Genomic DNA, 22685 nt, shown 5'->3' on the forward strand with positions numbered 1-22685 from the left:
GAGTCGCCCTGTATGGTCGCGCAGGGCGACCTCGAGATGTAGCACCGCCTGCTGGACGGGATCGGCCTGCCGTGCGGCGGACGCGGTACAGGGCTGCGCGATCCGGTCCACCTTCGACCGCAACGTCCTCGCCATCAGCGGCCGAGAGCGTTCTGCAGCTGCTTCTTGGTCATCGAGGAGCGGCCCTCGATGTTGCGCTTCTTCGCCTCCTCGTACAGCTGGTCCTTGGTCGGCCCCTGCGCGCCGCTGTGCGAGCGCTCTCCCCCACGCTGGGACGCCGACTTGCTGTCACGCATCGAGGCTTTGCTTGCGGTCTTCGACTCGCCCGACCTGGCCCGCTCCTTGTTGACCGTGCGCGCGGCGATCTCCCTGGCGCGCCCCGCGGACTCGCCGCGGTCCTGGGCGCTCTTCTTGATGTGTTCGTACTGCCGTTCCCGCTTGGAACTCGATCCGGCCGGCATTGCGCCCCTCCTTGTTCTCACCGTTCACACGACGGGACGGGGCTGGACAGCCCCTTTTGATCCGTCGGCCCGGGGCACTGCGCCGCCCCTGTTCTCGGTCAGCTGCCGGGTTCCCCGAAGCTCGCCTCCCACCCACCGGAGATCTCCAAGGCCGCCAGGCGCGATTGCACGTGTGGCCTTGGCAGGACGGGAACTCGATGGCCATGAACGCTGAGCAGGGAATCCGGGGTTCGTACTGGCTCGAGACCGCGTCGGGCCGCGAGCCCGCTCCTCCGCCGTTCGGCGACGTCTCCGTCGACGTCGCGGTTGTCGGCGGCGGGATGGCAGGGCTCAGCACAGCCTGGGAGCTCGTCCGGGGAGGCCGTGAGGTGGCCGTCCTGGAGGCCGGCCGGATCGCCGCCGGTGTCACCGGCCATACGACGGCCAAGCTGACCGCCCTGCACACCCTCGTGTACGACCACCTCCGCCGCACCCGCGGCCGGGAGGGCGCGCGGCTGTACGCCCGCTCCCAGTCGGCCGCGATCCGCCGTGCCGCCGAGATCGTCACCGACCTCGGCATCGACTGCGAGTGGGAGGAGGCAGCCGCCTGCACCTACACCGAGAGGCCGCCGGACATCGCGCGCATGCGAGCCGAGGCCGAGGCGGCGCGCGAGGCAGGCCTGCCGGCCGAGTTCGTCACGGAGACGGAACTGCCCTTCCCGGTGGCCGGTGCGGTCCGGGTGACCGGCCAGGCGCAGTTCCATCCCGTGAAGTACCTGCTCGCGCTGGCCGAAGACCTGCACCGGCGCGGCGGCACCGTGTACGAGGGGACGCGCGTCACCGGCCTCACCGAAGGCGAACCCTGCGTCCTGTGGACCGACACGGGTGTGTCGGTCCGGGCGCGCGAGGTTGTGGTCGCCACGCACTATCCCGTCTTCGACCGCGCCTTGCTCTTCACCCGGCTCTCCCCGCGCCGTGAGCTGGTCGTCGCGGGGACGCTCGCCGCCAGCCAGGCCCCCCGCGACATGTACATCACGCCCGAGGGGAACACCCGCTCGGTCCGCAGCGCTCCCTACGGCGACGGCGGGCGGCTGCTGATCGTCACCGGCGAGCACTTCACCCCCGGCGCCGCCGACGTCGAGGAACGGTTCGACCGGCTCACCGCCTGGGCCGACAGCCGCTTCACCGGGCTGAGTTTCACCCACCGATGGGCCACCCAGGACAACGACTCCACCGACTCCGTGCCTCTCGTGGGACCGCTCCGCCCCGGCAGCCGCCACATTTACGTAGCCACCGGCTTCGGCGGCTGGGGCCTGAGCGGCGGCATCATGGCCGGCCAGCTGATCAGTAACCTCATCGAGGGCCGAGAAGTCGAGTGGGCGGGGCTGTACGATCCCCGCCGCCTGGCCTCCGTGGTCCGCGAGGGCGGGTCGTTCCTCAGGCACCAGGCCCACGTGGCCAAACACTTCGTCGGCGACCGTCTCCCGCACGTCACAGCGCCCGCGCCCGAAGACCTCGCGCCGGGAGACGGTGCCGTCCTACGCATGGGCGGGCACCAGTGTGCCGTCCATCGTGACGGCGACGGCCAGCTCCAGGCCGTCTCGGCCCGCTGCACCCACCTCGGCTGTCTCGTCGTTTTCAACCGCGCAGAGCAGGCATGGGAATGTCCGTGCCACGGCTCCCGCTTCGCGCCGGACGGCCGCATCCTCCAGGGACCCGCCGTGCGGCCGCTGGAAAAGCGCGAAATCCAATCGCCCTGACAGACCTCTCAGGCTCCGGTGCTTCGTTACCTCCGGAGCCCAGGGGTACTCGTACGACACGGTGTGCCGTGTCCGGCACCCCCGTATCCCCACACCGCTGCGGAGCAACCTCATGAAGGCCCCCCACGCCATCAATCGCGTATTCAACGAGTCGTCTGTGCCCTCCGACGCGGTAGCGCCGACCTCCATGGCCGGCCCCGATTGTGCGGCCGACAGCCGCGGCCCCGGCTGGGCGCGCAGCAGCGTTCGCGCGAGGGCCCCCAGGTTGTACGAAGTCGCCTGGTCGCTGTTTGAACGGCCGCGCAGCATGCGGCTGACAAAGGATCCGGGATGACGGCCCAGTTCGTCACCGCTGTTCCCCGGTTTCGCTGCTGGATCCCTCCGGGGGTCTACCGCCCGCAGGCCGACACCGGGCTGCTCAGCCGCGTGATGCGCCGGGAGCAGATCACCAGCCGTACGCAGGTTCTGGATCTCGGCACCGGCAGCGGCGCGCTCGCGGTGGAGGCAGCCCGGTTGGGTGCCCGGGTCACCGCGGTGGACATCTCCTGGCGTGCGATCGCCGCCGCCTGGTGCAATGCCGTGATGAACGGGCAGGTGGTGCAGGTACGCCATGGTGACCTGACGTCCGCCGTTCCGGGCCGTCGTTTCGACCTAGTGGTCACCAACCCGCCGTACGTCCCCGCGCCGCCCGTCAAGGGCGCGCCCCGGGGCAGGGCCCGGGCCTGGGACGCCGGCACGGACGGCCGGCTGTTGATCGACCGGATCTGCGCGCTGGCGCCGGCGGTGCTGCGGCCGACGGGGACGCTGCTGATGGTGCACTCGCACCTGAGCGGTGTCGAGGAGACGCTGGTCCGTTTCCGTGCGGCCGGGCTGCACGCGGAGGTCGTCGACCGCACCCGGCTGCCTTTCGGCCGCGTACTGCTCTCCCGGCTCGCCTGGCTGCGCGAACGCGGACTGGTGACCGGCCCTACGACCGAGGACCTGGTGGTGATCCGTGCCGAACCCATCTGAACGCCCCCGCCGCATCCGCGTCCAGCGGGACGGCCCGCTCCTGGTGGAGGGACCGGTCGAGGTCGTGGGCGAGGACGGCGAGGTGACGGTGTCGCGGCGCTTCACCGTGGCCATCTGCACCTGCCGGCGCACCCGCACGCCGCCCTGGTGCGACACCAGCCATCGCCGCCGAAGGAGACGGGACGAGACGTCATGACGAACGTAGGCCTGCCGCTGCTGCCCGAGCCACGCGGCCCGGCATCAGCCGCGGTGACGGACGCGCTGCGCGGAGCGGAGCCGGTCCGGCCGGCGATCCCCGCGGACGCCTACGGCGACGATCTGCATCTCGCGTTGTACGTTCTGTACGAACTGCACTACCAGGGTTTCAGCGGCGTACCGGACGAGCGTGAATGGGACCCCGGACTCCTCTCCCTTCGGGCCGCGCTCGAGGAGCGATTTCTCGGCACCCTGCGCGCGGATGTGCCGGTCGGCGCGTCCGACAAGGCCGAACGGGCACTGGATGAGCTGCAGCTCGAACCGGTCGGCGCCGACAGCGTGAGCCCCTCGCACTTTCTGCACGACCACGGCACGCTCGCGCACTTCCGTGAGTACGCGGCACTGCGCTCGCTCTACCACCTCAAGGAGGCGGACCCGCACGCATGGGTTATCCCGCGGTTGCGCGGGCGGGCCAAGGCCGCCATGGTCGCCGTCGAGTTCGACGAGTACGGCGCGGGCCACGCGGAGGAGATACACGCGGAGCTGTTCGCCAACCTCATGACGGACCTGGGTCTGGACACCTCCTACGGCCACTACGTCGACGCCGCGCCGGCCGAGGCGCTGGCCACCTTCAACCTGATGTCCCTGTTCGGTCTGCACCGGGCCCTGCGCGGGGCGCTGATCGGGCACTTCGCGGCCATCGAGGTCACCTCACCCCCGGCTTCCCGCCGCCTGGCCGACGCCCTGCGCCGGATGGGCGCGGGCCCTGCGGCCATCCGGTACTACACGGAGCACGTCGAGGCGGACGCGGTCCACGAACAGGTCGTACGGCACGAGGTCGTCGCGGGGCTGCTGGCCCGCGAGCCGTGGCTGGACGCCGACGTGGTGTTCGGGATCCGCGCAACCGGCCATCTGGAGGACCGGCTGGGGGCCCGCCTGCTGGATGCCTGGCGGGCCGGGTGGACGGCGCTGCGGACAGGCAGCATCACACCGGCGCTCTGGGATACGCAGGGCACATGAGACGGAGCATGGTGGACGCAGGTCGAACACGGTCTGCTCGTGGTGACCGATGTGACAGACAGGGTTCCACACGGCAATACTCCTCGTGCGAGCGCCCACGGCTCGATGCGTCTCGCGTCGGTGATCGGCACGCACGCTCGACATGGTCCTGATCACCAACCGCTAGGCCACCATGCAGGTGCTGCGCTCCAAGAGCTGGATGCCCCCGCCCGTCGCACCGAAGCTTGAGGAATCTCGTCGATCTTGAGCGATCGAGCCATGGACGCCACACAAGCCCACCCCGTGTCGCTGGCGTGCGGGTCGAGGTTGAGCGGCTCCGGACGGGGACCGGGCAGACTGCGCCCTGCCGCGTGGCGGTGGGAGTGTGGCCTACTGCTCGAGGACCACGACGTTCTCGGCCTGGGGCCCCTTCGCACCCTGCACAGGTCGTATTCGATCCGGTCGTTGTCCATGAGGGATTTGAAGCCGTGGGACTGAATCGCGCAGAAGTGCACGAAGACGTCCGGCCCGCCGTCATCCTGGCTGATGAAGCCGAACCCCTTGTCCGCGTTGAACCACTTCACGGTTCCTGTAGCCCTCACACGTCCCTCACGCTCAGTGCCACTTGCTCACCCTATGTACCCCCGGCCAGACTGCCGCGAACCCTGTGATCATTTGAGACCACGCTTTGAGGGTGGCAGCCGGACCGCTGTGTCGGCCCTACCAGCGTGTCGGCTGAGGTGCTCTTGCCGGGCAGCAGTGCCTGCTCTCGATGGTGAAGGCGTTACGGGTGTGCGTCAGTCGCAGGAGGCGGGCCACGGCATACGGCACCGAGCGGAGCCACAGCACAGCGCCGCGCTCCCTGGCGCGGCGGCTCGCGGCCAGAAGGGCGCTGAGGCCGGTGCAGTCGCAGAACGCAACACCCGCCAGGTCGACGACCGTGCGCGGGTAGGTCGTGACGGCTTGCTGCAGAGCAGCGCGCAGCTCTGCGGCGGTGACTACGTCCAGTTCGCCGACTACGGTCACCACGCAGTGGTCGGGCCCGGGGGCGTGGACCGTGATGCGCAACGGCTTGAGCACAGCGGCTTCTCTCTGCTGATGCTCGCGTGGTTTCAGGGAACGCCCGCGGTGAGACGATGTCCAGACAATCCGCCCGAGAACCGCAGGCTGCTCCGGTGGCAGTTGGTGTCATGCCGCGAGGCGATCGACGGACCTCTCCGTCAGGGCTTCGGCGCGGATGCGGGCGCAGCTGCGGCTGATGAGGCGGGAGACGTGCATCTGGGAGATGCCGAACCGGTCGGCGATCCGGCTCTGCGTCGCGTCCTCGAAGAAGCGCATGTAGAGGATGGCCCGCTCCCGTTCGGGCAGTCGGCGCAGTCCGGCCTTGGCTGCCTCTCGGTCCACCACGAGGTCGTACGAGGCGTCGGGGGCGCCGAGGGTGTCGGCGAGGCTGTAGGCCTCGTCACCGGCGGACAGTTCGGCATCCAGCGACAGGGTGCTGAAGCTCTCCATCGCTTCCAGGCCCGCATTCACCTCCTCCTCGGTGAGGCCGGCGTGCGCGGCGATGGCAGCGACGGTGGGCTCGGTGACGCCCGGCTGCTGGGCGAGTTCCCGGCGAGAGATGCGCACTCGGTTGCGTAGTTCCTGCACCCTGCGGGGGACCCGCAGGGCCCACATCCGGTCGCGGAAGTGCCGCCTTATCTCACCGGTGATGGTCGGCACGGCGTAGCTCTCGAAAGCCCCTCGGGACGGGTCGAACCGGTCCACGGCCTTCACCAGCCCGAGGGCGGCCACCTGACGCAGGTCCTCCACGGACTCCCCTCGGTCACGGAAGCGTCCGGCGATCCGGTGGGCCATGGGCAGCCAGGCGGCGACGAGTTCGCCGCGCACCGCGTCCCGCTCCGGGCCGTCGTCCACTTCCACGAGCAGGGTGAACAGATCGGCGGTGTCAGGGGCGTCGTCGTGGCTGCGTCGGCTGGTGGGTGAGGCGGTGGCGGCAGGCCCGCTTCCGGGCGTAGCGGGGCGGGGCGTCGACGTGTCGGTCAGCATACGGATTCGCTCCTGAACGGGTTTTCAGGGCGGTCCCGAAGACGGCGTTCGTTTCAGGGGCCGACCCGAACAGTGGCTGTCAGGGTCTGCCGCAGAGGAGCCACCGAGGCTGCCGGTCAGTGCCGGCCCTCGACCTTCCTTTGCTGGCATGCGCCTCCGGTCCGAAGCACGAAAGCCCGCCTGCCCTTCGATCCGGCAGGCAAACGCGGCCTCTTCATCCTGACGGGTGAAGAGGCTGCCGCCGTGCCAGGGAGTCGGCCAGCTGCCGTCGGGCCACGAACAGCGCTGCGTCCAGTTGACGAGTGCCGGTGACGACGCACAGCGTGTACGTCGCATCCCCGAGCTTGCGGGCGGTCTCCGCGCTACCGCCGCCCTGTGCCAGGCTCCGCCTGAGGCTTTCGTACCGCTCGACCAGCTCCCGCAGGAGCGACGGATCCGCCATCACCACGGTGACCGCCTCTGTCCCGGCCCGCACCGGATCTGCCTCCTTGCTCCCACGGTCGCAGGCCTCCGTCACCGCCGCACCCCGGACTCGCACGAAACCCGGGCACCCCGTCCATACAGGGGCCGGGAACGCATGACGGCAGTCCGGTAGGTAACAGCCTGTCCCATGGTGCACGGCTGTGCTGAGGGTGAGAATGGCCCGGTGGCACAGGATTCCGATCCGTCCGGCGAGGAGGCAGACCGCATCTTCGAGCTGGAGGAAGAGGTCGACCAGCTCAAGGAAGCGGTCACCTCGCACCAGGTCGCGGACCAGGCGATCGGCATGGTCGTCGTCCTGGGCCGGGTCTCGCCGGACCAGGTGTGGGAGGTGCTGAAGGAGGTCTCCCAGCACACGAACATAAAACTGCGCAACGTCGCGGACCTGATCCTCATCTGGGGCCGCATGGGGCAGATGCCCGCAGACATCCGGGCCGAACTGGAAGACGCCCTCGACCGCCACGGCCCGACAGAAATCCCCGGGACGCCCCAGGAATGAACGGGTCCTGGACCGAGTTCCACGGCGGCCTGTTGGGGCGGCGAGCTTCGAAACACGGCCAGGCCTCACCGGCTCACCCAGATTTCCGGGCCGCCGCCATGCCACTCGATGACATCACAGTCGGCCGCATCCAGCTCGTCGCCGCACTCGAGTCCGGCACCCTGCAGCACCCGGTCCCACCGTCCGCACGGATGTGCAACCCGGCGACGGCCGTCCGCACCCATCCGCGGTCCTCGTCGCATGCCATGCTTCATGACCCACCCCGCAGCGGCATGGGGCACTGCGACCCGCCTCAGCGCCGTCCATGTCTGTTTTCCCGATTCCCTCATGCGGCCTCGTGCTCGGCCGCCCCGTCCGCCGACTGAGAGGGGGAGTTGCTCGCTTCGCCGGGGATCAGCCTCAGATGGCGGCGCACACGCGCGTGCCGCGGGCTGAAGGACGTGACGGGCAGCCAATCCTCGAACCGGTCCATGACCAGCAACAACAGCCCCAGCGCCGGTAGAAGCAGTACCGCTATGACGATCACAGCGTCGCGTCCCTTCCTCGATGGCGATACCGCGCGGGTGCCCGCCTCGCAGAGCGCCTCCACGAGGCGATGTGAAGGTGGCGTGAAGGTTGGTGCGAGAAGGCGGCGTCCCCCTAGCTTTGAGCCCGCGCCTGGCGGCTACCCGCCCGGTATGGCGAAGCCGCATCTTCCAGGACGAAAAGAAGATCACAGCGATCTCCGCGGTCCAGCATCCCGGACGCCGTCACCCCAGGAGGCTGGGCCGGACCCGCAGGTGGAGCACGCGGCACCGGACGCGCCGACGAAGTTGCCGAAACGGGCCTGGGGCGCGGTCCTGAAGGGGAGCCTGAAGGAGTTCAAGGACGACGAGCTGACCGACCGGGCGGCGGCGCTGACCTACTACGGGATGCTGTCGCTGTTCCCAGCCCTGCTCGTGCTGGTCTCCTTGCTGGGGATCACCGGAGAATCCACCACCGACAAGGTGCTGGCCAACCTCGAACAGCTGGCTCCCGGCTCGGCTCGGGACATCATCACCCGAGCCGTGGAGCAGTTGCAGGGGAGCGCCGGCGCCGGATCGGTGATGGCGCTGTGGGCATCGTGCTGGCGGTGTGGTCGGCGTCCGGGTACGTGGCCGCCTTCATCCGGGCCGCGAACGCCGTTTACGACATGCCGGAGGGCCGTCCGGTGTGGAAGATCCTGCCGGTGCGCCTCGGCGTCACGGTCGTTTTGATGGTGCTCGCCGTGGCCAGCACCCTGATCGTGGTCTTCACCGGCTCGCTGGCGAGCAGGGCGGGGCAGTCGCTCGGGATCAGACAGACGGCGCTGACGCTGTGGTCTGTCGCGAAGTGGCCTGTGCTGGTCCTGCTGGTCACGCTGACGATCGCGATCCTGTACTGGGCGAGCCCGAACGCGAAGGTCAAGGGCTTTCGCTGGGTGACACCGGGCAGTTTCCTGGCGCTTGTGATGTGGATGGCCGCCTCCGGGGGCTTTGCATTCTACGTCGCCAACTTCGCTTCCTACAACAAGACCTACGGCACGATGGCCGGGGTCATCGTCTTCCTCGCCTGGCTGTGGATCACCAACCTGGCCGTCCTGCTGGGCCTGGAGTTCGACGCCGAGACTGTGCGTCAGCGGGCAGTGGCCGACGGGCACCCGCCCGGGGCCAAGCCCTACACCCAGCCGCGCGACACCCGAACGTGGGACGAGGAGGACGTGCGCCGCCTGGACGACGTCTGACCGGCAGGCCGCGGTGAGTACAGGACTGCATGCTGGCGTCGGGCACCGGGGCTTTTGCGGCCGCACCCGCCTCCAGCCTCGCGGTGATCAATGGGGGACGGTGGGGCGGGCTCAGGGATACTTGCAGTTCATAAGGCTGCTGGCGGGGTTGCGTGAGACGGATCGGCGTTTGACCCAGAAGATTGCCGCCTGCAATGGACCGGGTGTGCAGCGGACCCTGTCGGCGGTGGAGGATTGCGCACAGAGCACCAAGCTGTGGTGCGGCGCGGCGGCGGTGATGGCCTGGGCCGGGGGCTGGCGCGGACGGCGCACCTCGGCCACCGGCCTGGCCGCGGTGGCGGTGGCGCAGGTGGTCTCAGGCGGTCTGTGTAAGCATCTGGCGGACCGCTCGCGGCCGCCGAAGGAGTGGATCCCGCACGACGAGGTGGAGGACCGTCCCGGCTCCTCGTCGTTTCCTTCCGGGCACACCGCGGCCGCCGCCGCGTTCACCGCGGCTGTCTGGCCCGGATGGCCTGTGGCGGGCGTCGCGTGTGCCGTTCCGGCCGGCGGTGGCGATCGAGTGCGTGCAGAGCGGTGCGCACTACCCCAGTGATGTCGTCGCCGGCGCCGTGATCGGTCTGTCCGCCGCCTGACTCGTTCGTCACAGCCTCCGGCTGGCGTTGCGGTGGCGGCTGCCGTAGCCGCGCTGGCCAGGCAGCGGCAAGATGACCGCGATCGTGTGAGGATCTCGTGGCGATGGTGATCCTGCCGTGGGAAGCGCACCCTGCTGGGGCAAAAGGTCCACCAGCACTTCCCCGTGGTCTGCGCGCTGCGGCCAGTTGGGCAGTGGCATCGCGTGCTCGCCACCCCCGGCCGCACCGCGCAGGCCGTGCGCCTGCCCCAAGTGAGCGCTGCGGGAGCAGGCGGTAGCCATAAGCGTGCCCGTGACCGTGGCGGCGCCTACCGGTGCGACGATCCTGGGCATGTCGCAGTAAGTCCGTCAACTCCAAGCGCTCTCAGTTGGAGCGAGTGAGCAGAAGCCCTCGGGCGAGACCTCTCCCGCCCGGGGGCATCTGCTCACATCCACCGCGCTCTCGTCACTGCCCAGGCACGTCCTGAGGGGAACGGCTGGCCGACGAAGCGGTGAGCCGCACGAACCAGCAATCCCCACATCGGTGTCCTGAACTGGCCCCTTCGGGGTACTCGCGCGGTCACCAGGGGCGCCGCAGCGTCCGTCCTGGCGGAAGAAACCAGTACAGGGAGCTGATCGTCATGTCGTTCGGTACGCAGCCGCACCACGGCCCAGGCCAGCAGACGTCGGCGGCCGAGCCGGTGGGAGAACTGGTACAGCGCGCCTCGCAGCAGCTGACCGAGCTGGTTCGCGGTGAACTCCGCCTGGCACAGGCGGAGATGAAACAGAAGAGCAAGCGCTACGGCAAGGGCAGCGGACTGTTCGGCGGCGCCGGCATCGTCGGCTTCCTGATGCTGCAGGCACTGGTAGCCACCGTGATCGCAGCGCTGGCGCTGCCGCTGCCGGTATGGGCGGCGGCGCTGATCGTCACGGCGGTGCTGGGTGTGATCGCCGCAGTGATGGCCATAAACGGAAAGAAGCAAGTCGACCAGGCTGCCCCGCCCACACCCGAGCAGACGGTCGAGAACGTGAAGGCCGACGTGGCCGAGATCAAGGAGAGTGCGCACCGATGACACAGCCGCCTCACGACGAGCCGACCGCCGAGAACACCGAGGAGCTGCGCGAGCAGGTCGAACAGACCCGCGAAGGGCTCGGTCAGACGGTGGAGGCGCTCGCAGCCAAGACCGACGTCAAGGCCCGCGCCCAGGAGAAGGCCGCCGAGGTCAAGGATCAGGCCACCGCCAAGGCCGGGCAGCTGAAGGAACAGGCCGCGCTCCAAGCCGGGCAGCTGAAGGACAAGGCGGCCGAGGCCGCGGCTCAGGTGCAGGACAAACTGCCGGAGCCGGTCAAGGACAAGGCCACCCAAGCTGCCGGGCAGGTCCGTGCGAAGGCAGCCGAGGCAGGTCAGCTGTGGCAGGAGAAGGCGCCCGAGCCGGTGCGGGCCAAGACCTCCCAGGCTGCCCAGGCGGCTCGCGGCAACCGTCTGCTGCTGGCCGCCGCTGGTGCGGCCGTCGCCGTCTGGCTGGTGTGCCGGCGCCGGAAGGGATAAGCCCATGAAAGCGTCGAAGATCGCCTACAAGCCGGTCGGTCTCGCCCTGGGCGCTCTCAGCGGCATGGTCGCCAGCGGCCTGTTCAAACAGGCGTGGAAGGTGCTCGGCCACGACGAGGACGCGCCCGATGCCACCGACGAGGACCGCGGCTGGAGCGAGGTTCTGCTCGCCGCTACGCTGCAAGGCGCAATCTTCGCAGGCGTCAAGGCAGCCGTGGGCCGGGCCGGCGCAGCCGCCACCCGCCGCCTGACCGGCACCTGGCCGGGCTGAGCAGCCCACAGGGAGAAGGGGGCCGGTAGAAAAGGACCACGCGCTGGCCCCCTCCCCACTTCACCCCAACGAAAGCCCCCCGCCAGATGTCCGATCAGAACGCGGCCACCACGCTGACAGCCGCAGCAGCCATCGTTATGATCTTGATCGCCAGGGCAGCGGCTCTGCGCCACAGCGGCAGAGGTCGCGCCGCACGCACGGTCCATCCGCCCCGCCGCCACACCACGAATGAAGTGGCTGCCGAAACAGCAGACGACGTCGCTGACGTGCGGGAGGCCGAACAGCACGTCCACCGCTGCTGGCAGCAGTTGCAGGCTCAAACCGACCCACCCGAATGACCCACTCTGCGCGATGCGCGACGCCGTGCTTCGATGGCCCATCGCGCCACCGGCTGTGGCCACGTGAGCAATTGTCAAGAGTTGTGGGTCGAGTGTCCTCGGATCTCCTCGACGGGGCGGGGTAGTTCGGTTCCAGTTGATGCCGACGGAGTGCGTCGGGCAGCGGTCTCCGGCTACGCGTGTTTGACCCCGTTGATCTGCGGTTGCTCGTCGGCCTGGTTGGCGAGCGCCCGCAGTTCGTCGGCGTAGGTGGCCCAGACATCACGGGTGAGGAAGTGACCGACGCCGGGCACAAGGTGCAGGCGTGCGCCGGGGATCGCGGCGGCGACGTCACGCGCGGACGATACTCGCAGAAGCGGGTCGCGCTCGCCGTGCAGTACCAAGGTCGGTGCGGTGATCTGGGCGAGTGGTCCGCCCTGCCATTTCGCGCCGATCTGGCGGCTCTGCGCCTTCGAGTCGCGGAAGCTGGCGACCTGGTGCACCGCCTCCTTGTCTACGAACTCGCGCACATCATGCTCGTCGATGTGTTGGCCGGGCGTGGCCAGGATGCGGGCGATGGCCACGGCCAGGTCCAAGTTGCCCTGAGGAGTCTCAGGGTAGTGAAGCCGGGCGAATCGGGGCAGGCATGCCAGGCGTAGGTAGCGCAGGATGCTCAGGCCTTTCGCGTCGCTGGGGACGGCCGAGGAGGTGGCCAGGCTCAGGACGCGCTGCGGGTGGCGGATCGCGATGCGCTGGGCGATGAGCCCACCCATCGAGTGGCCGAAGAGGTGGGCGCCTTCCCAGCCGAGGGCATCGAGGACGGCGACCGCGTCGTCGGTGAAGTCCTCGACGCTGTAGGCCGGAACTTCGCGTTGCAGCAGGGCCTTGATCGGCGGGCCGACGCGCCGGTTGGGCAGGTGGGTGGATTCGCCTGCGTCGCGCTGGTCGTAGGCCACGACGTGGAAGCCGCGGCCGACCAGTTCGGCCACCAGGCCGTTTGGCCACCAGAACCGTGTGGTTCCTAGTCCCATGACGAGCAGCAGCGGGTCGCCGCCCGCGCCGCCCAGGTCTTCGAAGGCGATCTGGATCTCGCCGTTGTGCGCGAAGCGCGTCATCGCACGCACCCCTCCCATTCGCATACGATGTTCGCGAACACTGTATGCGATAGGTAGGCTTGCGACAATACGGGAGGTTGCAGTGACAGGACAGCAGGGGCCGGTGATCTGGATGCGGCCGGAGCAAGCGCCGGTCGGACGCCCGGCCGAGCGCAGCCGCGCCGAGATCACCGCTGCTGCGGTGGAACTGGCCGACCGCGAGGGCATGGAGGCCGTCTCGATGCGCCGCGTCGCATCTGTCCTGGGCACCGGCGCCGCTTCGCTCTACCGCTACGTGGCCACCCGCGACGACCTGCTCGACCTGATGACCGACAGCACCGCGAGCGAATACAGCCTGACCGCACCCAGCGGCGACTGGCAGGCCGACCTGCTCGCCATCGCCCGCCAAGCTCGGCAGATCATGCGCCGTCACCCATGGTTGCCAACCATGGTCATGGGCCGCCCCACGCTCGGCCCCCACGGGATCGACCTGCTGGAGCACGTGCTCGAGGTGCTCGCCGACCACCCGGCCGGCCCCGCGCGCAAACTCGAGGCATTCGCCCTCCTCAGCGGCCTGACCGCGCTGTTCGTCCAGAACGAGATGGCTGCCGCGGAAACCAGCGACCCCCGCCAATCCGCCTACCTCCACCACATTGCCGCCGCGCGAAGCCACCCCCGCATCACCGCCTTGCTCGCCGCTTTCCCGCCCGACGACCCCCGCGACCGGTTCGATGCCGTACTCGTCCGCGCCCTGACCGGCGTGCTGGGCTGACAGTGCAGCTGACCATGCACCTGGCGGCGTGATCAGGCAGCAGCGGCCACCTCGCGTTCGACCAGGACGCCGTTCTTGAACCTGGCGCCGGAGCGGACCAGCAGGACGAGGTGGGCACCGGTGATCGCGCGCCATCGTTCCTGTGCGGACTCGACGAGCTTGAAGACCATCGCTAGGGCCGCGGCCGGGCTGCCGGCGCCGCGGGTGACCTTGGTGCGGAGCTTGACGGTGGAGAACGTGGACTCGATGGGGTTGGTGGTCCGCAGACACCTCACGATGCCAACGAGTCAACTGGCAGTGGTGAGTTCGGTGGGGAACGCGCTGGTCTCGTGGAACAGCTTGCGGTGCTGGAGGCAGTGGTAGAGCTGGCCGATCATGCGGTTGAAGAGGTTGCGCTGGGCTGCGGCGTGCCAGTCTCCGTGCTCGCGCCGTCGCCGGTAGTGGGCGTGGGCGCCGGCGGAGGCCCGCAGGGAAGCGAAGGCCCACAGATAACCCGCGTGGTTGAGTCTGTCGTTCTTCACCCACCTCCGGGTGATGGACGACTTCTTGCCCGAGGCCCTGGTGACGGGCGAAGAGCCTGCGTATGCCTTGAGGCACCGGACGCCGCCACTCTGCGAAGGGGCCTCCCGGCCGAGTGGATCCAAGGCATCCGCCCGGCACCCACGTGACCGCCACCACCACAAGCACCGAGACCGCGCACACTGTCTAAAGTGAGGCGTCACCCGCCCGGCAGCCACTAGATGTCGCGATCCGACACTCAAACGTTCCGAGGAAGTACCGCTTCCTCGGAACGCCCTTAGCAAGGGATTAGGTGGATCCAGTGCTCGGCTGGGAAGTCGTAGAAGGCCAGCAGTTCCTCGGCGTCGTCGGCGATCTTCACGACGGCCTTGGGCCACTTCGCGCCGTAGGTCTTCGTGAAAGCTTCGATCGCCCTCTCGGCGTGCGCGCGGTCCTCGGCGTTGTAGATTTCCTGTATCGCCTTCGTCGCGCCAGGCTGCGCGGACTTCGGAAAACAGTTCGCGACATTCCGGGCCTTGTGGACCCAGCACCTTTGATGGCGAGCGGTCGGCAAGACCTCAGCCAGGGCCTTCCACAGGCCCATCGCGCCATCGCCAATAACGAGTTCGGGGTCGCGCATGCCGCGGCGGCGGCAGTCGCGCAGCAGGTCGGCCCACGACTCCGTGCTCTCCCGCAGTCCCTCCACGAGCGCGATCAGCTCCTTGGTGCCGTCGAGCCGCACCCCGAGCAGCACCAGCACGCAGCTGTGCGCCTGCCCCAGCCGGATCTTGGGGTGCACGCCGTCGGCCCACACATAGACGAAGTCGCGGTCCGCGAGGTCACGTTCCCGGAACGCGGCATGGCCGTCCTGCCACTGCTTCGTCAGCCGGGTCACCGTCGCCGGCGACAGCCCGGCCGCCGATCCGAGGAACTGCTCCAGTGCGGGCGCGAAGTCCCCGGAGGACAGTCCGTGCAGGTAGAGCAGCGGCAGGACCTCGGATACCTTCGGCGACTTAGGACTCGTAACAAAAGCGGACTTCCCTCTAAGAGGTCGCGCAGATAGGTGCTGTGGGGGCCTCGGCGGCCCCGCACGGCTGGGCGTGGACACCGTCCGCTTCGGCCGGATCGACACCCCACTCCTGGACTCGCGGCCGGGGCTGGACTCCGACGACGCGATCACCGCCGCCGGGGCGATCACTCCTTTCGGCCGCTTCGGCACCGCCGAGGAAGCCGCCGCCTCGGCCCTTTACAACGGAGCGTCCGTCTGCTGGCGTGCCGGGGTCGAGAAGGCGGCGAACGCAGCGTCCAGCAGGTTGCCGAGGTCCTCTTGGCCGTCGCTCGCACTCCATTGCCCGAGGACGATCCACAAGATTTCGAGCGCCGCCGCTACGCGAACGTTGGCGACGACCGACGACCCGTCGGCCGAGGAGGTTGTCTTCTGCAGTCGGGCGACGATCTCTGGTCGCCATTCAGCCTGCTTCTCGCGGAGGCGTGCGCACAGGGCCGGGGTCTGCTCGATGAGACCGAGGATCGTCACGAGTTCCTGGACGTCGCGCACAAGGAACCTCACGGCTGACTCCAGGGCGTTGCGCAGCATGCTCCAGTCGTCCTGGTCGGCCCGCTCGGCATCGAGCGCGTCCGTGATGACGTCACCGACAGGGTCGAAAACGAACAGGACCACGTCTTCCTTGGTGCCGAAGTAGCGCAGGAAGGTGCTCCGCGACACTCCAGCGGCTTCGGAGAGGTCGGCGAAGGTGACCTGGTTGAAGCCGGTGAGGCAGAACCGGTTGAACGCGACGCGGGCCAGCTCTGCTCGCACCGCGTGGCGGCTGATCTCACGGGTACCGACTGGCGCTGCGCTCATGGGGACGAGTGTACTCCGACACACTCGTTTGCTTCTTCGGATACAGGTTTCTAGTCTGATACTCAGTGTCAGGCGCGATGCCGAGCTTCGCGACACTGCCCCCAGGCGGCGGCCCGGTCACGGGCCGTCTCTTACCGCGACATGGAGCCACCTCATGAGCTACGAAGACCTTCCCGCCCTGACCATCGACGTCTCGGACGGGGTCGCGACGGTGACAATCGATCACCCGCCGCTCAATCTGATGGACGGGGTCCTCCTGCCGTCACTCCGGGCATTCGTCGCGCGCGTGCGGGACGACGCCGACATCCGCGTCATCGTCTTCGAGAGCGCTGACCCGGAGTTCTTCGTCGCGCACGGTGACATGGCCTACCTCACCGACCCTGACGCGCTGCCTGCAGCCACTCGCGCTGCGATCGCGGCCGCACCGAACTCGACCATTCCCGAGGGCCTGAACATCCTCCAGGCGATGAGCGAGGAGGTCCGCTCGCTGCCGCAGGTCACCATCGGCAAGCTGGCGGGCTTCGCGCGCGGCGCGGGCAACGAGTTCTTCATGTACCTGGACATGCGATTCGCGGCGATCGGCAAGTCGGGGCAGGGGCAGCCGGAGTCCTTGATGGGGATCCTCCCTGGAGGCGGCGGCACGGTGAACATGACGCGCCTGGCAGGAAGGGCCCGCGCGCTGGAGCTCATCCTCGGCGCCGAGCTCGTGGGCGCGGAGCTCGCGGAACGGTATGGCCTGATCAACCGTGCCCTGCCCGCCGCAGAACTCGATTCCTTCGTCGACACCCTCGCCCGACGGATCGCCGGCCTCCGGCCGGAGGTGATCTCCATCACGAAGGCTGCGGTCGACGCGGTCGCGCCTCCGGTCCCTCATGCGGCGTATGCCGTTGAGAACGAGGGCCTGTTCGCGGCGTTCGGCGATGAGGTCACCGAGCTCGCCCACAAGCTGCTCGCCGCTGGTATCCAGACCCGCGAGGGCGAACGGGACCACGAGCGCATCGCCAACAGCATCTGAGTGCCCAAGCTCTCGCCATCCGTGCGCAGAGGCTCCGTGGGAAGAGTTCCTCAGCCATTGCCGGCAGGCGCGTTGTCGAGTGGTCAGGTCGACCACCCTGGTTCGCCGGGCCTGTCGGGAACACGACCGGCTGAAGCGCCGGAAACGGCGGGCAGGGGAGTGGATGGCGCAAGTAGCCGTAAGCTTGACAACGCTGTTCGGCCGCGCGGATAGGCGCGGTTGGGAAGGGTAGGTAGCCGAGCGGGCACAGGTCCCGTTGATCATGGAGTTGCTGACGCTCCGTGATCACCGAGGAGACCCGTGCCTGCGCTTCCGGCATGGCTGACCGAGCCGCTCTGGGACCAATTCGCGGTCCTGCTGCCCGAGCGGCCGGAATACCACCCGGACCATCCACTTGGCTGCCACCGCCGACGTATCAGCGACCGGATCATCTTCGACAAGATGCTGCAACTGCTGCGCTTCGGCTGTTCTTACGAGGCGATCGCCGACACAACCTGCACGGCCACCACGATCCGCAGCCGCCGCGACGAATGGACACGACTGGGCGTCTTCGCCCGACTCAAGCAGATCGCGCTCGACGCCTACGACCGGATTGTCGGTCTCGTCCTCGACCAGATCGCCGTAGACGGCTCCATAACCAAAGCTCCAGGAGGCGGTGAGGTGGCCGGGCGTTCCCCGGTCGACCGCGGCAAACAGGGCCTGAAACGCTCGGGCATGACGGACGGATACGGCATTCCACTGGGTCGTGTTCTGGCCGGCGCCAACTGCCATGACTCCCCGCTGCTCGCCCCGACCCTGGACCGCCTGAACGACCTGGGTCCGTTGCCCGACGAGGTCACCGTCCACCTGGACGCCGGCTACGACTCGAACAAGACCCGCACGATGCTCGACGACCGCGGCCTGCGCGGCCGCATCGCGCACAAAGGCGAGTGTCGGCGTACTCTCCCTTCGGGCCGGGCCGGTACGTTTGAACGTCCCCAGTTGTCAGGCCACGTCGGTCTCTCGCTCGATGGCCTGTAGGCGGTTCTTGAGCCGGTAGCTCGGGCCATTGATGGCGATCACTTCGCAGTGGTGGAGGAGGCGGTCGAGGATCGCGGTGGCGAGGACCTCGTCACCGAAGACCTGTCCCCACTCGCTGAAGGTCTTGTTTGAGGTCAGGATGATGGAGCCCTTCTCGTAACGCTTGGAGATGACCTGGAAGACCAGGTTCGCCTCGGCTCGTTCGAGGGGCTGGTAGCCCACCTCATCGACCACAAGGACGCTCGGCCGCAGGTAGGTGCCGAGTTTGTTGACCAGCCGTCCGGCCGACTCGGCGGCCTTCAGGTTGCGGACCATGTCGTCGAGGCTGGTGAAGTAGATCGAGTAGCCGGCCCGGCAGGCCGCGACAGCGAGAGCTGTCCGCGTACATGTTGATGTGCAGAGGTAGGTACGAGCTCACGTACACACTCGATCGGGTTGATCTTGGGCGTGTCGTACGCGTGTCGTGAGTAGGGCCTTCGGGTGCGGGACAGCCATCGCGCGAGGTGAGAGGAGGCGAAGGGTGTCCCGTCTCGATGATCCTGCACTCGGAGCGTTGGATGGATCTGCGCCGGTTTCGCGCCCTGCATGAAGCAGGGATGAGCATCTCCGCCATCGCCCGGGAGACCGGGCTGAACTGGCGGACTGTCAAGAAGTATGTCGAGGCGCCACCGCCGGTGGTGCCGCCGAAAGGGCCGCCCCGCAAGGGCTGCAATCCGCAGGTGATCGAGCCGTTCAAACCGGTCATCGACGCCTGGCTGCGGGCCGACATCACGCTGAAGGGCACGGTGATCCACGAACGGCTCGTCGCCCAGTATGGGTTCACCGGCAACTACCAGCGAGTGAAGATCTATCTGCAGCAGGCTCGGCCGCAGGTGATGGCCGAGCTGGGCATCGGCCCGGACGAACTCGATGGCCTGCACCGCCGGTTCGAGGTGATCCCCGGCGCCCAGGCCCAGGTCGACTGGGGCGACGAGGGCGGCGTCCTCACGCACGTCGGGATCAAGAAGGTGTACTCCTTCCACATGGTCCTGTCCTACTCACGGGACCCGTTTTGCTGCTTCACCACGTCGATGGACCTGGCGACGTTCTGGGACTGCCACCGTCGGGCATTTGCCCACTTCGGAGGGGTCCCCAAGGTGATCGTCTACGACCGGACCAAGACCGTCGTGCGCCGACACGTCGCCCCAGGCGAAGCGGTCCCGCTGCATCCGGAAGCCGTCGCGTTCGCCGGGCACTACAACTTCGACATCGATGTGCTGGCCGCCTATCGGCCCACCGGAAAGGGCCGGGTCGAGCGGCAGGTGACCATCGTCCGTGATCACGTGCTGGCGGGCCGGTCGTTCGACTCGGTGGTGCAGATGGATGCCGCCTTCGTCGACTGGGTGCCGCTGCGGCGGGCCCGAACCCATCGCACGCACCATGAAGTGATCGGTCTGCGGGCCGAACGCGACCATGCCGCCCTGCGACCGCTTCCGTCCCGGCCTTACCTGGTCACCGACCGACACCTGCGGCACGTCGGCAAGGACTGCCTGGTCGCGTTCGAGGCCAGCCTCTACTCGGTGCCCGCCCGTCGCGTCCGCCCCCGACAGCTGGTCGAGGTCCGTGCCGGCGGCGACAGCATCTCCCTGCACCTGCTGGCCCCGGACCTGACAGGGGCGACCCTGCTGGCCGTTCATCCCCGGTCGCACACCCGCGGCGCCTGGGTCGTCGACGACGCCCACTGGAACGGCCTGCCCGACGGATCCGGCCGCCGCACCACCACACACGTCACCGAACCGGCTCGCCGGTCCGGGACGGCGACCGCGTCGGACAGCCCACTCCAAGAACTGATCAAACAGTCACCAGCTGCCCAAGTTCCTGTCGGCAAACGTCCGTTGTCGTTCTACGACGACATCGCCGGCACCGGTCCCAAGCCCCGTCCCCGCATCGTTTCGGACTCGAAGGACACCGCGTGAGCGAACTGGTCACCGCCCGACTGCGATCCACCGCCGCCAAGCTCGGCCTGCCCCACACGGCGGCCAGTCTCGACCACCTGATCCAGCGCGCGGACGCCGGCAAGATGGGCTACCTCGACTTCCTCGACCTGGCCCTGTCCGAAGAACTGGCCGTCCGGGACGACCGCCGCTTCCACACCGGCCTGCGGCTGTCCCGGCTGCCGCACCACAAGACGCTTGAGGACTACGACTTCTCGTTCCAGCCGGAACTCGACCCCCGCAAGATCCGCGACCTGGCCACCTTGGCCTTCGTCGAAACCAGGACCAACGTCGCCCTGCTGGGACCGCCCGGGGTCGGAAAGACCCACATCGCGGTGGGGCTGGCCGTCGCGGCTTGCCGGGCCGGGTTCACCATCTACTTCACCAGCCTCGACGACATGGTCCGGCAGCTCAAAGAGGCCGACCGGATCGGCCGGCTGCCCGCCAGGATGCGGCAGTATCAGCGGCCCGACGTTCTCGTGGTCGACGAGGTGGGCTATCTCCCACTCGACCGGGACGAGGCCAACCTCGTCTTCCAGCTGATCTCGAAGCGATACGAGAAGGGCTCGATCATCCTCACCTCGAACAAGACCTTCGGAGAGTGGGGACAGGTGTTCGGAGACGAGGTCCTCGCCACCGCCATCCTCGACCGTCTCCTGCACCACTGCGAGGTCGTCTCCATCAACGGCAACAGCTACCGGCTGAAGAACAAGCTGTTCGCCATCGACGGCGGCGACGCAGCGACCGCCTGAACCTGCCGCTTCACCCCACACGGCCGGGGCGAGGGCTGACGCCCTCGCCCCGGCCACAACTTCGTACGTCACTCTGCACGTGAGGGTGTACTTCGCTCTGCACATGAGCTCGTACACCGACAAGAGCGACGGCGATATGCGTCTTGCCCACTCCGGGCGGCCCCAGCAGCGCTGCGTTCGCTTTGCCGTCGACGAAGGAGAGGCTGGCGAGATCTTTGACCTTGCGCGGGTCGAGCTCGGGCTGGAAGGAGAAGTCGTACTCGTCCAGCGTCTTGTGGTGCGGCAGCTTCGACAGCCGCAGGCCCTGGCGGAAGCGTCGGTCGTCGCGGACGGCCAGTTCCTCGGACAGGACCAGGTCGAGGAAGTCGAGGTAGCCCATCTTCGCCTCGTCGGCCCGGCGGGTGTACTCGTTGATGGTCTCTGCCAGGTGGGGCAGGCCGAGCTTGCCGGCCGTGGTGCGGATGCGGTTGCCGGTCAGCTCGCTCAAGACGACTCCTTCGTCGGGAAGTTGGTGGTGAAGGGCCGGGTGCCGGTCAGTTCGTCGTAGACCGATAGCGGTCGCCTCTCTACCTCGATCTGGGTTGCGGCGGACCGGCTCAGCAGGGCCTGCAACGGCCCGATGCGACCGGACGCGGAGGACTCGCTCCGCGGTGGTGGCGGCTCGTCGCCCGTCGTGGTGCGGCGGTTCCTGCCGGTCGGCAGGCCGTCCCAGTGCTCGTCCTGCCTGACAACCACGCCACGGCCGACCGCCCGCGGATGGCTGGACAGCAGGGTCTCGCCGCCGGCATCGGGGACGGTCGTGTGCACCATGACCTGGGACTTCGTCGCTCTGATCTCCACCAGCTGACGCGGGCGAACCTTGCGGGCGGGCACCGAGTAGAGGTTTCCGCCGAACGCGACCAGGCAGTCCTTGCCGACCGGCCGCAGATGCCGCTCGGCCACCAGATAGGGCGAGGGTGGCAACGGCTTGAGGGCGGCGTGATCCCGGGCGGCCCGGTGTCCGATGACCTCGTGGTGGGTGGCGTGGGTGCGGGCGCGTCGCTGCGGCACCCACGCCATGAAGGCGGCATCCAGCTCCTCGAGCGAGGAGAACGCCCGCCCGGCCAGCACGTGATCACGCACGATCAACACCTGGCGTTCGACCCGGCCCTTCCCGGTGGGCCGGTAGGCGGCCAGCACGTCGATGTCGAAGTCGTAGTGGCCGGCGAAGCCGACCGCTTCCGGATGCAGCGGCACCGCCTCGCCCGGGGCGACGTGCCGGCGCACGACGGTCTTGGTCCGGTCGTAGACGATCGACATCGGCACCCCGCCGAAGTGCGCAAATGCCCGCCGGTGGCAGTCGAAGAAGGTCTGCAGGTCCTGGCTCGTGGTGAAGCAGCAGAACGGGTCGCGCGAGTACGACAAAACCATATGGAACGAGTAGACCTTCGGGATGCCCAGGTGGGCGAGGATCTTGCCTTCATCGCCCCAGTCGACCTGAGCCTGGGCCCCGGGGACCACCTCGAAGCGGCGATGCATACCCGCCAACTCCCGCGGTTCGATGCCCAGTTCACCCGCGATCCGCGGCCGGGCCTCCTGCAGATAGAGCTTGATCCGCTGATAGTTGATCGTCGAGCCGTACTCCTTCACCAGACGCTCGTGCACCACGGCGCCCTTGATGAGGATCTCTGCCCGCAGCATCGCGTCGATCAACCCAGCTGAATGAGGCCGAGGCCGTCCTGGTCGCACTGCCCGTGAGCATCCGGGCAGAGCTTCCGGCGACCAGCCGTGTGCTTC

The 22685-nt window shown here is 68.5% G+C and carries 23 protein-coding genes and 7 pseudogenes; 16 read left to right on the forward strand and 14 right to left on the reverse strand.

Going from position 1 to position 22685, the window contains the following annotated elements:
• Positions 1-134: 134 nt before the first annotated feature.
• Positions 135-461 (reverse strand): plasmid stabilization protein, encoded by a 327-nt coding sequence (locus GQF42_RS01475; RefSeq protein ID WP_158916961.1) that lies wholly within the window; start codon positions 459-461, stop codon positions 135-137.
• Between the two features lie 203 nt (positions 462-664).
• Here GQF42_RS01475 and GQF42_RS01480 point away from each other — a divergent pair, with 203 nt between their 5' ends.
• From GQF42_RS01480 to GQF42_RS01495, 4 genes are all read left to right on the forward strand, one after another.
• Positions 665-2200 (forward strand): FAD-dependent oxidoreductase, encoded by a 1536-nt coding sequence (locus GQF42_RS01480; protein ID WP_158929658.1) that lies wholly within the window; start codon positions 665-667, stop codon positions 2198-2200.
• Positions 2201-2530: 330 nt separating this feature from the next.
• On the forward strand, positions 2531-3211 hold the full coding sequence (locus GQF42_RS01485; RefSeq protein ID WP_158916963.1) for a HemK2/MTQ2 family protein methyltransferase: 681 nt from the start codon (positions 2531-2533) through the stop codon (positions 3209-3211).
• Positions 3195-3407: a CDGSH iron-sulfur domain-containing protein gene (locus GQF42_RS01490; RefSeq protein ID WP_158916965.1), complete on the forward strand. Its 213-nt coding sequence runs from the start codon at positions 3195-3197 to the stop codon at positions 3405-3407. The genes GQF42_RS01485 and GQF42_RS01490 overlap by 17 nt, the downstream gene beginning before the upstream one ends.
• On the forward strand, positions 3404-4426 hold the full coding sequence (locus GQF42_RS01495) for an iron-containing redox enzyme family protein (protein WP_158916967.1): 1023 nt from the start codon (positions 3404-3406) through the stop codon (positions 4424-4426). Before GQF42_RS01490 ends, GQF42_RS01495 begins: the two co-directional genes overlap by 4 nt.
• Before the next feature lie 369 nt (positions 4427-4795).
• Here GQF42_RS01495 and GQF42_RS01500 read toward each other — a convergent pair.
• The 4 genes and pseudogenes from GQF42_RS01500 to GQF42_RS01515 form a co-directional block, all read right to left on the reverse strand.
• Positions 4796-5007 (reverse strand): annotated as a pseudogene (locus GQF42_RS01500) (cold-shock protein).
• A 118-nt stretch (positions 5008-5125) separates the two neighbouring features.
• Positions 5126-5485: an STAS domain-containing protein gene (locus GQF42_RS01505; RefSeq protein ID WP_158916969.1), complete on the reverse strand. Its 360-nt coding sequence runs from the start codon at positions 5483-5485 to the stop codon at positions 5126-5128.
• A gap of 108 nt (positions 5486-5593) precedes the next feature.
• Positions 5594-6454: a SigB/SigF/SigG family RNA polymerase sigma factor gene (locus GQF42_RS01510; RefSeq protein WP_158916971.1), complete on the reverse strand. Its 861-nt coding sequence runs from the start codon at positions 6452-6454 to the stop codon at positions 5594-5596.
• Positions 6455-6668: 214 nt separating this feature from the next.
• Positions 6669-6929 (reverse strand): DUF5133 domain-containing protein, encoded by a 261-nt coding sequence (locus GQF42_RS01515; protein WP_233273140.1) that lies wholly within the window; start codon positions 6927-6929, stop codon positions 6669-6671.
• 171 nt (positions 6930-7100) lie between these two features.
• On the opposite strand from GQF42_RS01515, the gene GQF42_RS01520 reads away from it, so the two are divergent.
• Positions 7101-7433 (forward strand): ANTAR domain-containing protein, encoded by a 333-nt coding sequence (locus tag GQF42_RS01520; RefSeq protein ID WP_233273141.1) that lies wholly within the window; start codon positions 7101-7103, stop codon positions 7431-7433.
• Between the two features lie 325 nt (positions 7434-7758).
• Here GQF42_RS01520 and GQF42_RS01525 read toward each other — a convergent pair whose 3' ends face one another.
• Positions 7759-7959: a hypothetical protein gene (locus GQF42_RS01525; RefSeq protein ID WP_158916973.1), complete on the reverse strand. Its 201-nt coding sequence runs from the start codon at positions 7957-7959 to the stop codon at positions 7759-7761.
• Between the two features lie 151 nt (positions 7960-8110).
• Between GQF42_RS01525 and GQF42_RS01530 the strand changes: the two are divergent.
• The 6 genes and pseudogenes from GQF42_RS01530 (at position 8111) to GQF42_RS01555 (ending at position 11942) form a co-directional block, all read left to right on the forward strand.
• Positions 8111-9174 (forward strand): annotated as a pseudogene (locus tag GQF42_RS01530) (YihY/virulence factor BrkB family protein).
• 121 nt (positions 9175-9295) lie between these two features.
• The gene (locus GQF42_RS01535) at positions 9296-9766 is read left to right on the forward strand and encodes a phosphatase PAP2 family protein (protein WP_233273174.1); all 471 of its coding nucleotides are present in this window, start codon (positions 9296-9298) and stop codon (positions 9764-9766) included.
• Between the two features lie 659 nt (positions 9767-10425).
• A complete protein-coding gene (locus GQF42_RS01540; protein ID WP_233273175.1) occupies positions 10426-10857 on the forward strand; it encodes a phage holin family protein in 432 nt (143 codons plus the stop codon).
• Positions 10854-11333, forward strand: a complete 480-nt coding sequence (locus GQF42_RS01545; RefSeq protein WP_158916975.1) for a DUF3618 domain-containing protein — start codon at positions 10854-10856, stop codon at positions 11331-11333. Before GQF42_RS01540 ends, GQF42_RS01545 begins: the two co-directional genes overlap by 4 nt.
• Before the next feature lie 4 nt (positions 11334-11337).
• Positions 11338-11604, forward strand: coding sequence for a DUF4235 domain-containing protein (locus tag GQF42_RS01550; RefSeq protein WP_158916977.1), 267 nt, complete (start codon positions 11338-11340; stop codon positions 11602-11604).
• Between the two features lie 86 nt (positions 11605-11690).
• A complete protein-coding gene (locus tag GQF42_RS01555; protein ID WP_158916979.1) occupies positions 11691-11942 on the forward strand; it encodes a hypothetical protein in 252 nt (83 codons plus the stop codon).
• A gap of 173 nt (positions 11943-12115) precedes the next feature.
• Here the strand turns inward: GQF42_RS01555 and GQF42_RS01560 are convergent, their stop codons facing one another.
• Positions 12116-13036: an alpha/beta fold hydrolase gene (locus GQF42_RS01560; protein WP_158916981.1), complete on the reverse strand. Its 921-nt coding sequence runs from the start codon at positions 13034-13036 to the stop codon at positions 12116-12118.
• Between the two features lie 82 nt (positions 13037-13118).
• On the opposite strand from GQF42_RS01560, the gene GQF42_RS01565 reads away from it, so the two are divergent.
• Complete coding sequence (locus GQF42_RS01565; protein ID WP_158916983.1) at positions 13119-13787, forward strand: TetR/AcrR family transcriptional regulator; 669 nt, start codon at positions 13119-13121, stop codon at positions 13785-13787.
• Between the two features lie 32 nt (positions 13788-13819).
• On the opposite strand, the pseudogene GQF42_RS01570 reads toward GQF42_RS01565, so the two are convergent.
• The 4 genes and pseudogenes from GQF42_RS01570 to GQF42_RS01585 all read right to left on the reverse strand — a co-directional run.
• A pseudogene (locus tag GQF42_RS01570) lies at positions 13820-14053 on the reverse strand (IS256 family transposase); the annotation flags it as partial.
• Between the two features lie 21 nt (positions 14054-14074).
• Positions 14075-14386, reverse strand: a pseudogene (locus GQF42_RS01575) (transposase); the annotation flags it as partial.
• 209 nt (positions 14387-14595) lie between these two features.
• A pseudogene (locus GQF42_RS01580) lies at positions 14596-15300 on the reverse strand (IS256 family transposase); the annotation flags it as partial.
• Between the two features lie 231 nt (positions 15301-15531).
• Positions 15532-16149, reverse strand: coding sequence for a TetR/AcrR family transcriptional regulator (locus GQF42_RS01585; RefSeq protein WP_158916985.1), 618 nt, complete (start codon positions 16147-16149; stop codon positions 15532-15534).
• Between the two features lie 154 nt (positions 16150-16303).
• On the opposite strand from GQF42_RS01585, the gene GQF42_RS01590 reads away from it, so the two are divergent.
• Together GQF42_RS01590 and GQF42_RS01595 are read left to right on the forward strand one after the other, a co-directional pair.
• The gene (locus tag GQF42_RS01590) at positions 16304-17164 is read left to right on the forward strand and encodes an enoyl-CoA hydratase/isomerase family protein (RefSeq protein ID WP_158916987.1); all 861 of its coding nucleotides are present in this window, start codon (positions 16304-16306) and stop codon (positions 17162-17164) included.
• A 300-nt stretch (positions 17165-17464) separates the two neighbouring features.
• Positions 17465-18184: an IS5 family transposase gene (locus GQF42_RS01595; protein WP_407699475.1), complete on the forward strand. Its 720-nt coding sequence runs from the start codon at positions 17465-17467 to the stop codon at positions 18182-18184.
• Here the strand turns inward: GQF42_RS01595 and GQF42_RS01600 are convergent.
• Positions 18149-18559, reverse strand: a pseudogene (locus tag GQF42_RS01600) (ATP-binding protein); the annotation flags it as partial. The gene GQF42_RS01595 and the pseudogene GQF42_RS01600 overlap by 36 nt on opposite strands.
• A gap of 182 nt (positions 18560-18741) precedes the next feature.
• Between GQF42_RS01600 and istA (GQF42_RS01605) the strand changes: the two are divergent.
• Together istA (GQF42_RS01605) and istB are read left to right on the forward strand one after the other, a co-directional pair.
• On the forward strand, positions 18742-20139 hold the full coding sequence (istA, locus tag GQF42_RS01605) for an IS21 family transposase (RefSeq protein ID WP_456115212.1): 1398 nt from the start codon (positions 18742-18744) through the stop codon (positions 20137-20139).
• Positions 20136-20909: an IS21-like element helper ATPase IstB gene (istB, locus tag GQF42_RS01610; protein WP_158916748.1), complete on the forward strand. Its 774-nt coding sequence runs from the start codon at positions 20136-20138 to the stop codon at positions 20907-20909. The genes istA (GQF42_RS01605) and istB overlap by 4 nt, the downstream gene beginning before the upstream one ends.
• Before the next feature lie 121 nt (positions 20910-21030).
• Here istB and GQF42_RS01615 read toward each other — a convergent pair.
• Positions 21031-21396, reverse strand: a pseudogene (locus GQF42_RS01615) (ATP-binding protein); the annotation flags it as partial.
• A complete protein-coding gene (gene istA / locus GQF42_RS01620; protein WP_456115194.1) occupies positions 21393-22601 on the reverse strand; it encodes an IS21 family transposase in 1209 nt (402 codons plus the stop codon). The pseudogene GQF42_RS01615 and the gene istA (GQF42_RS01620), both read right to left, overlap by 4 nt.
• Positions 22602-22685: the final 84 nt, after the last annotated feature.

Source organism: Streptomyces broussonetiae (genome assembly GCF_009796285.1).
Taxonomy (GTDB): domain Bacteria; phylum Actinomycetota; class Actinomycetes; order Streptomycetales; family Streptomycetaceae; genus Streptomyces; species Streptomyces broussonetiae.

Bases quoted from the DNA above. Each gene is read 5' to 3' on its own strand.
- GQF42_RS01475 (WP_158916961.1), bottom strand. From the start codon at position 461: ATGCCGGCCGGATCGAGTTCCAAGCGGGAACGGCAGTACGAACACATC.
- GQF42_RS01480 (WP_158929658.1), top strand. From the start codon at position 665: ATGAACGCTGAGCAGGGAATCCGGGGTTCGTACTGGCTCGAGACCGCG.
- GQF42_RS01485 (WP_158916963.1), top strand. From the start codon at position 2,531: ATGACGGCCCAGTTCGTCACCGCTGTTCCCCGGTTTCGCTGCTGGATC.
- GQF42_RS01495 (WP_158916967.1), top strand. From the start codon at position 3,404: ATGACGAACGTAGGCCTGCCGCTGCTGCCCGAGCCACGCGGCCCGGCA.
- GQF42_RS01510 (WP_158916971.1), bottom strand. From the start codon at position 6,454: ATGCTGACCGACACGTCGACGCCCCGCCCCGCTACGCCCGGAAGCGGG.
- GQF42_RS01540 (WP_233273175.1), top strand. From the start codon at position 10,426: ATGTCGTTCGGTACGCAGCCGCACCACGGCCCAGGCCAGCAGACGTCG.
- GQF42_RS01545 (WP_158916975.1), top strand. From the start codon at position 10,854: ATGACACAGCCGCCTCACGACGAGCCGACCGCCGAGAACACCGAGGAG.
- GQF42_RS01550 (WP_158916977.1), top strand. From the start codon at position 11,338: ATGAAAGCGTCGAAGATCGCCTACAAGCCGGTCGGTCTCGCCCTGGGC.
- GQF42_RS01555 (WP_158916979.1), top strand. From the start codon at position 11,691: ATGTCCGATCAGAACGCGGCCACCACGCTGACAGCCGCAGCAGCCATC.
- GQF42_RS01560 (WP_158916981.1), bottom strand. From the start codon at position 13,036: ATGACGCGCTTCGCGCACAACGGCGAGATCCAGATCGCCTTCGAAGAC.
- GQF42_RS01585 (WP_158916985.1), bottom strand. From the start codon at position 16,149: ATGAGCGCAGCGCCAGTCGGTACCCGTGAGATCAGCCGCCACGCGGTG.
- GQF42_RS01590 (WP_158916987.1), top strand. From the start codon at position 16,304: ATGAGCTACGAAGACCTTCCCGCCCTGACCATCGACGTCTCGGACGGG.
- istA (WP_456115212.1), top strand. From the start codon at position 18,742: ATGGATCTGCGCCGGTTTCGCGCCCTGCATGAAGCAGGGATGAGCATC.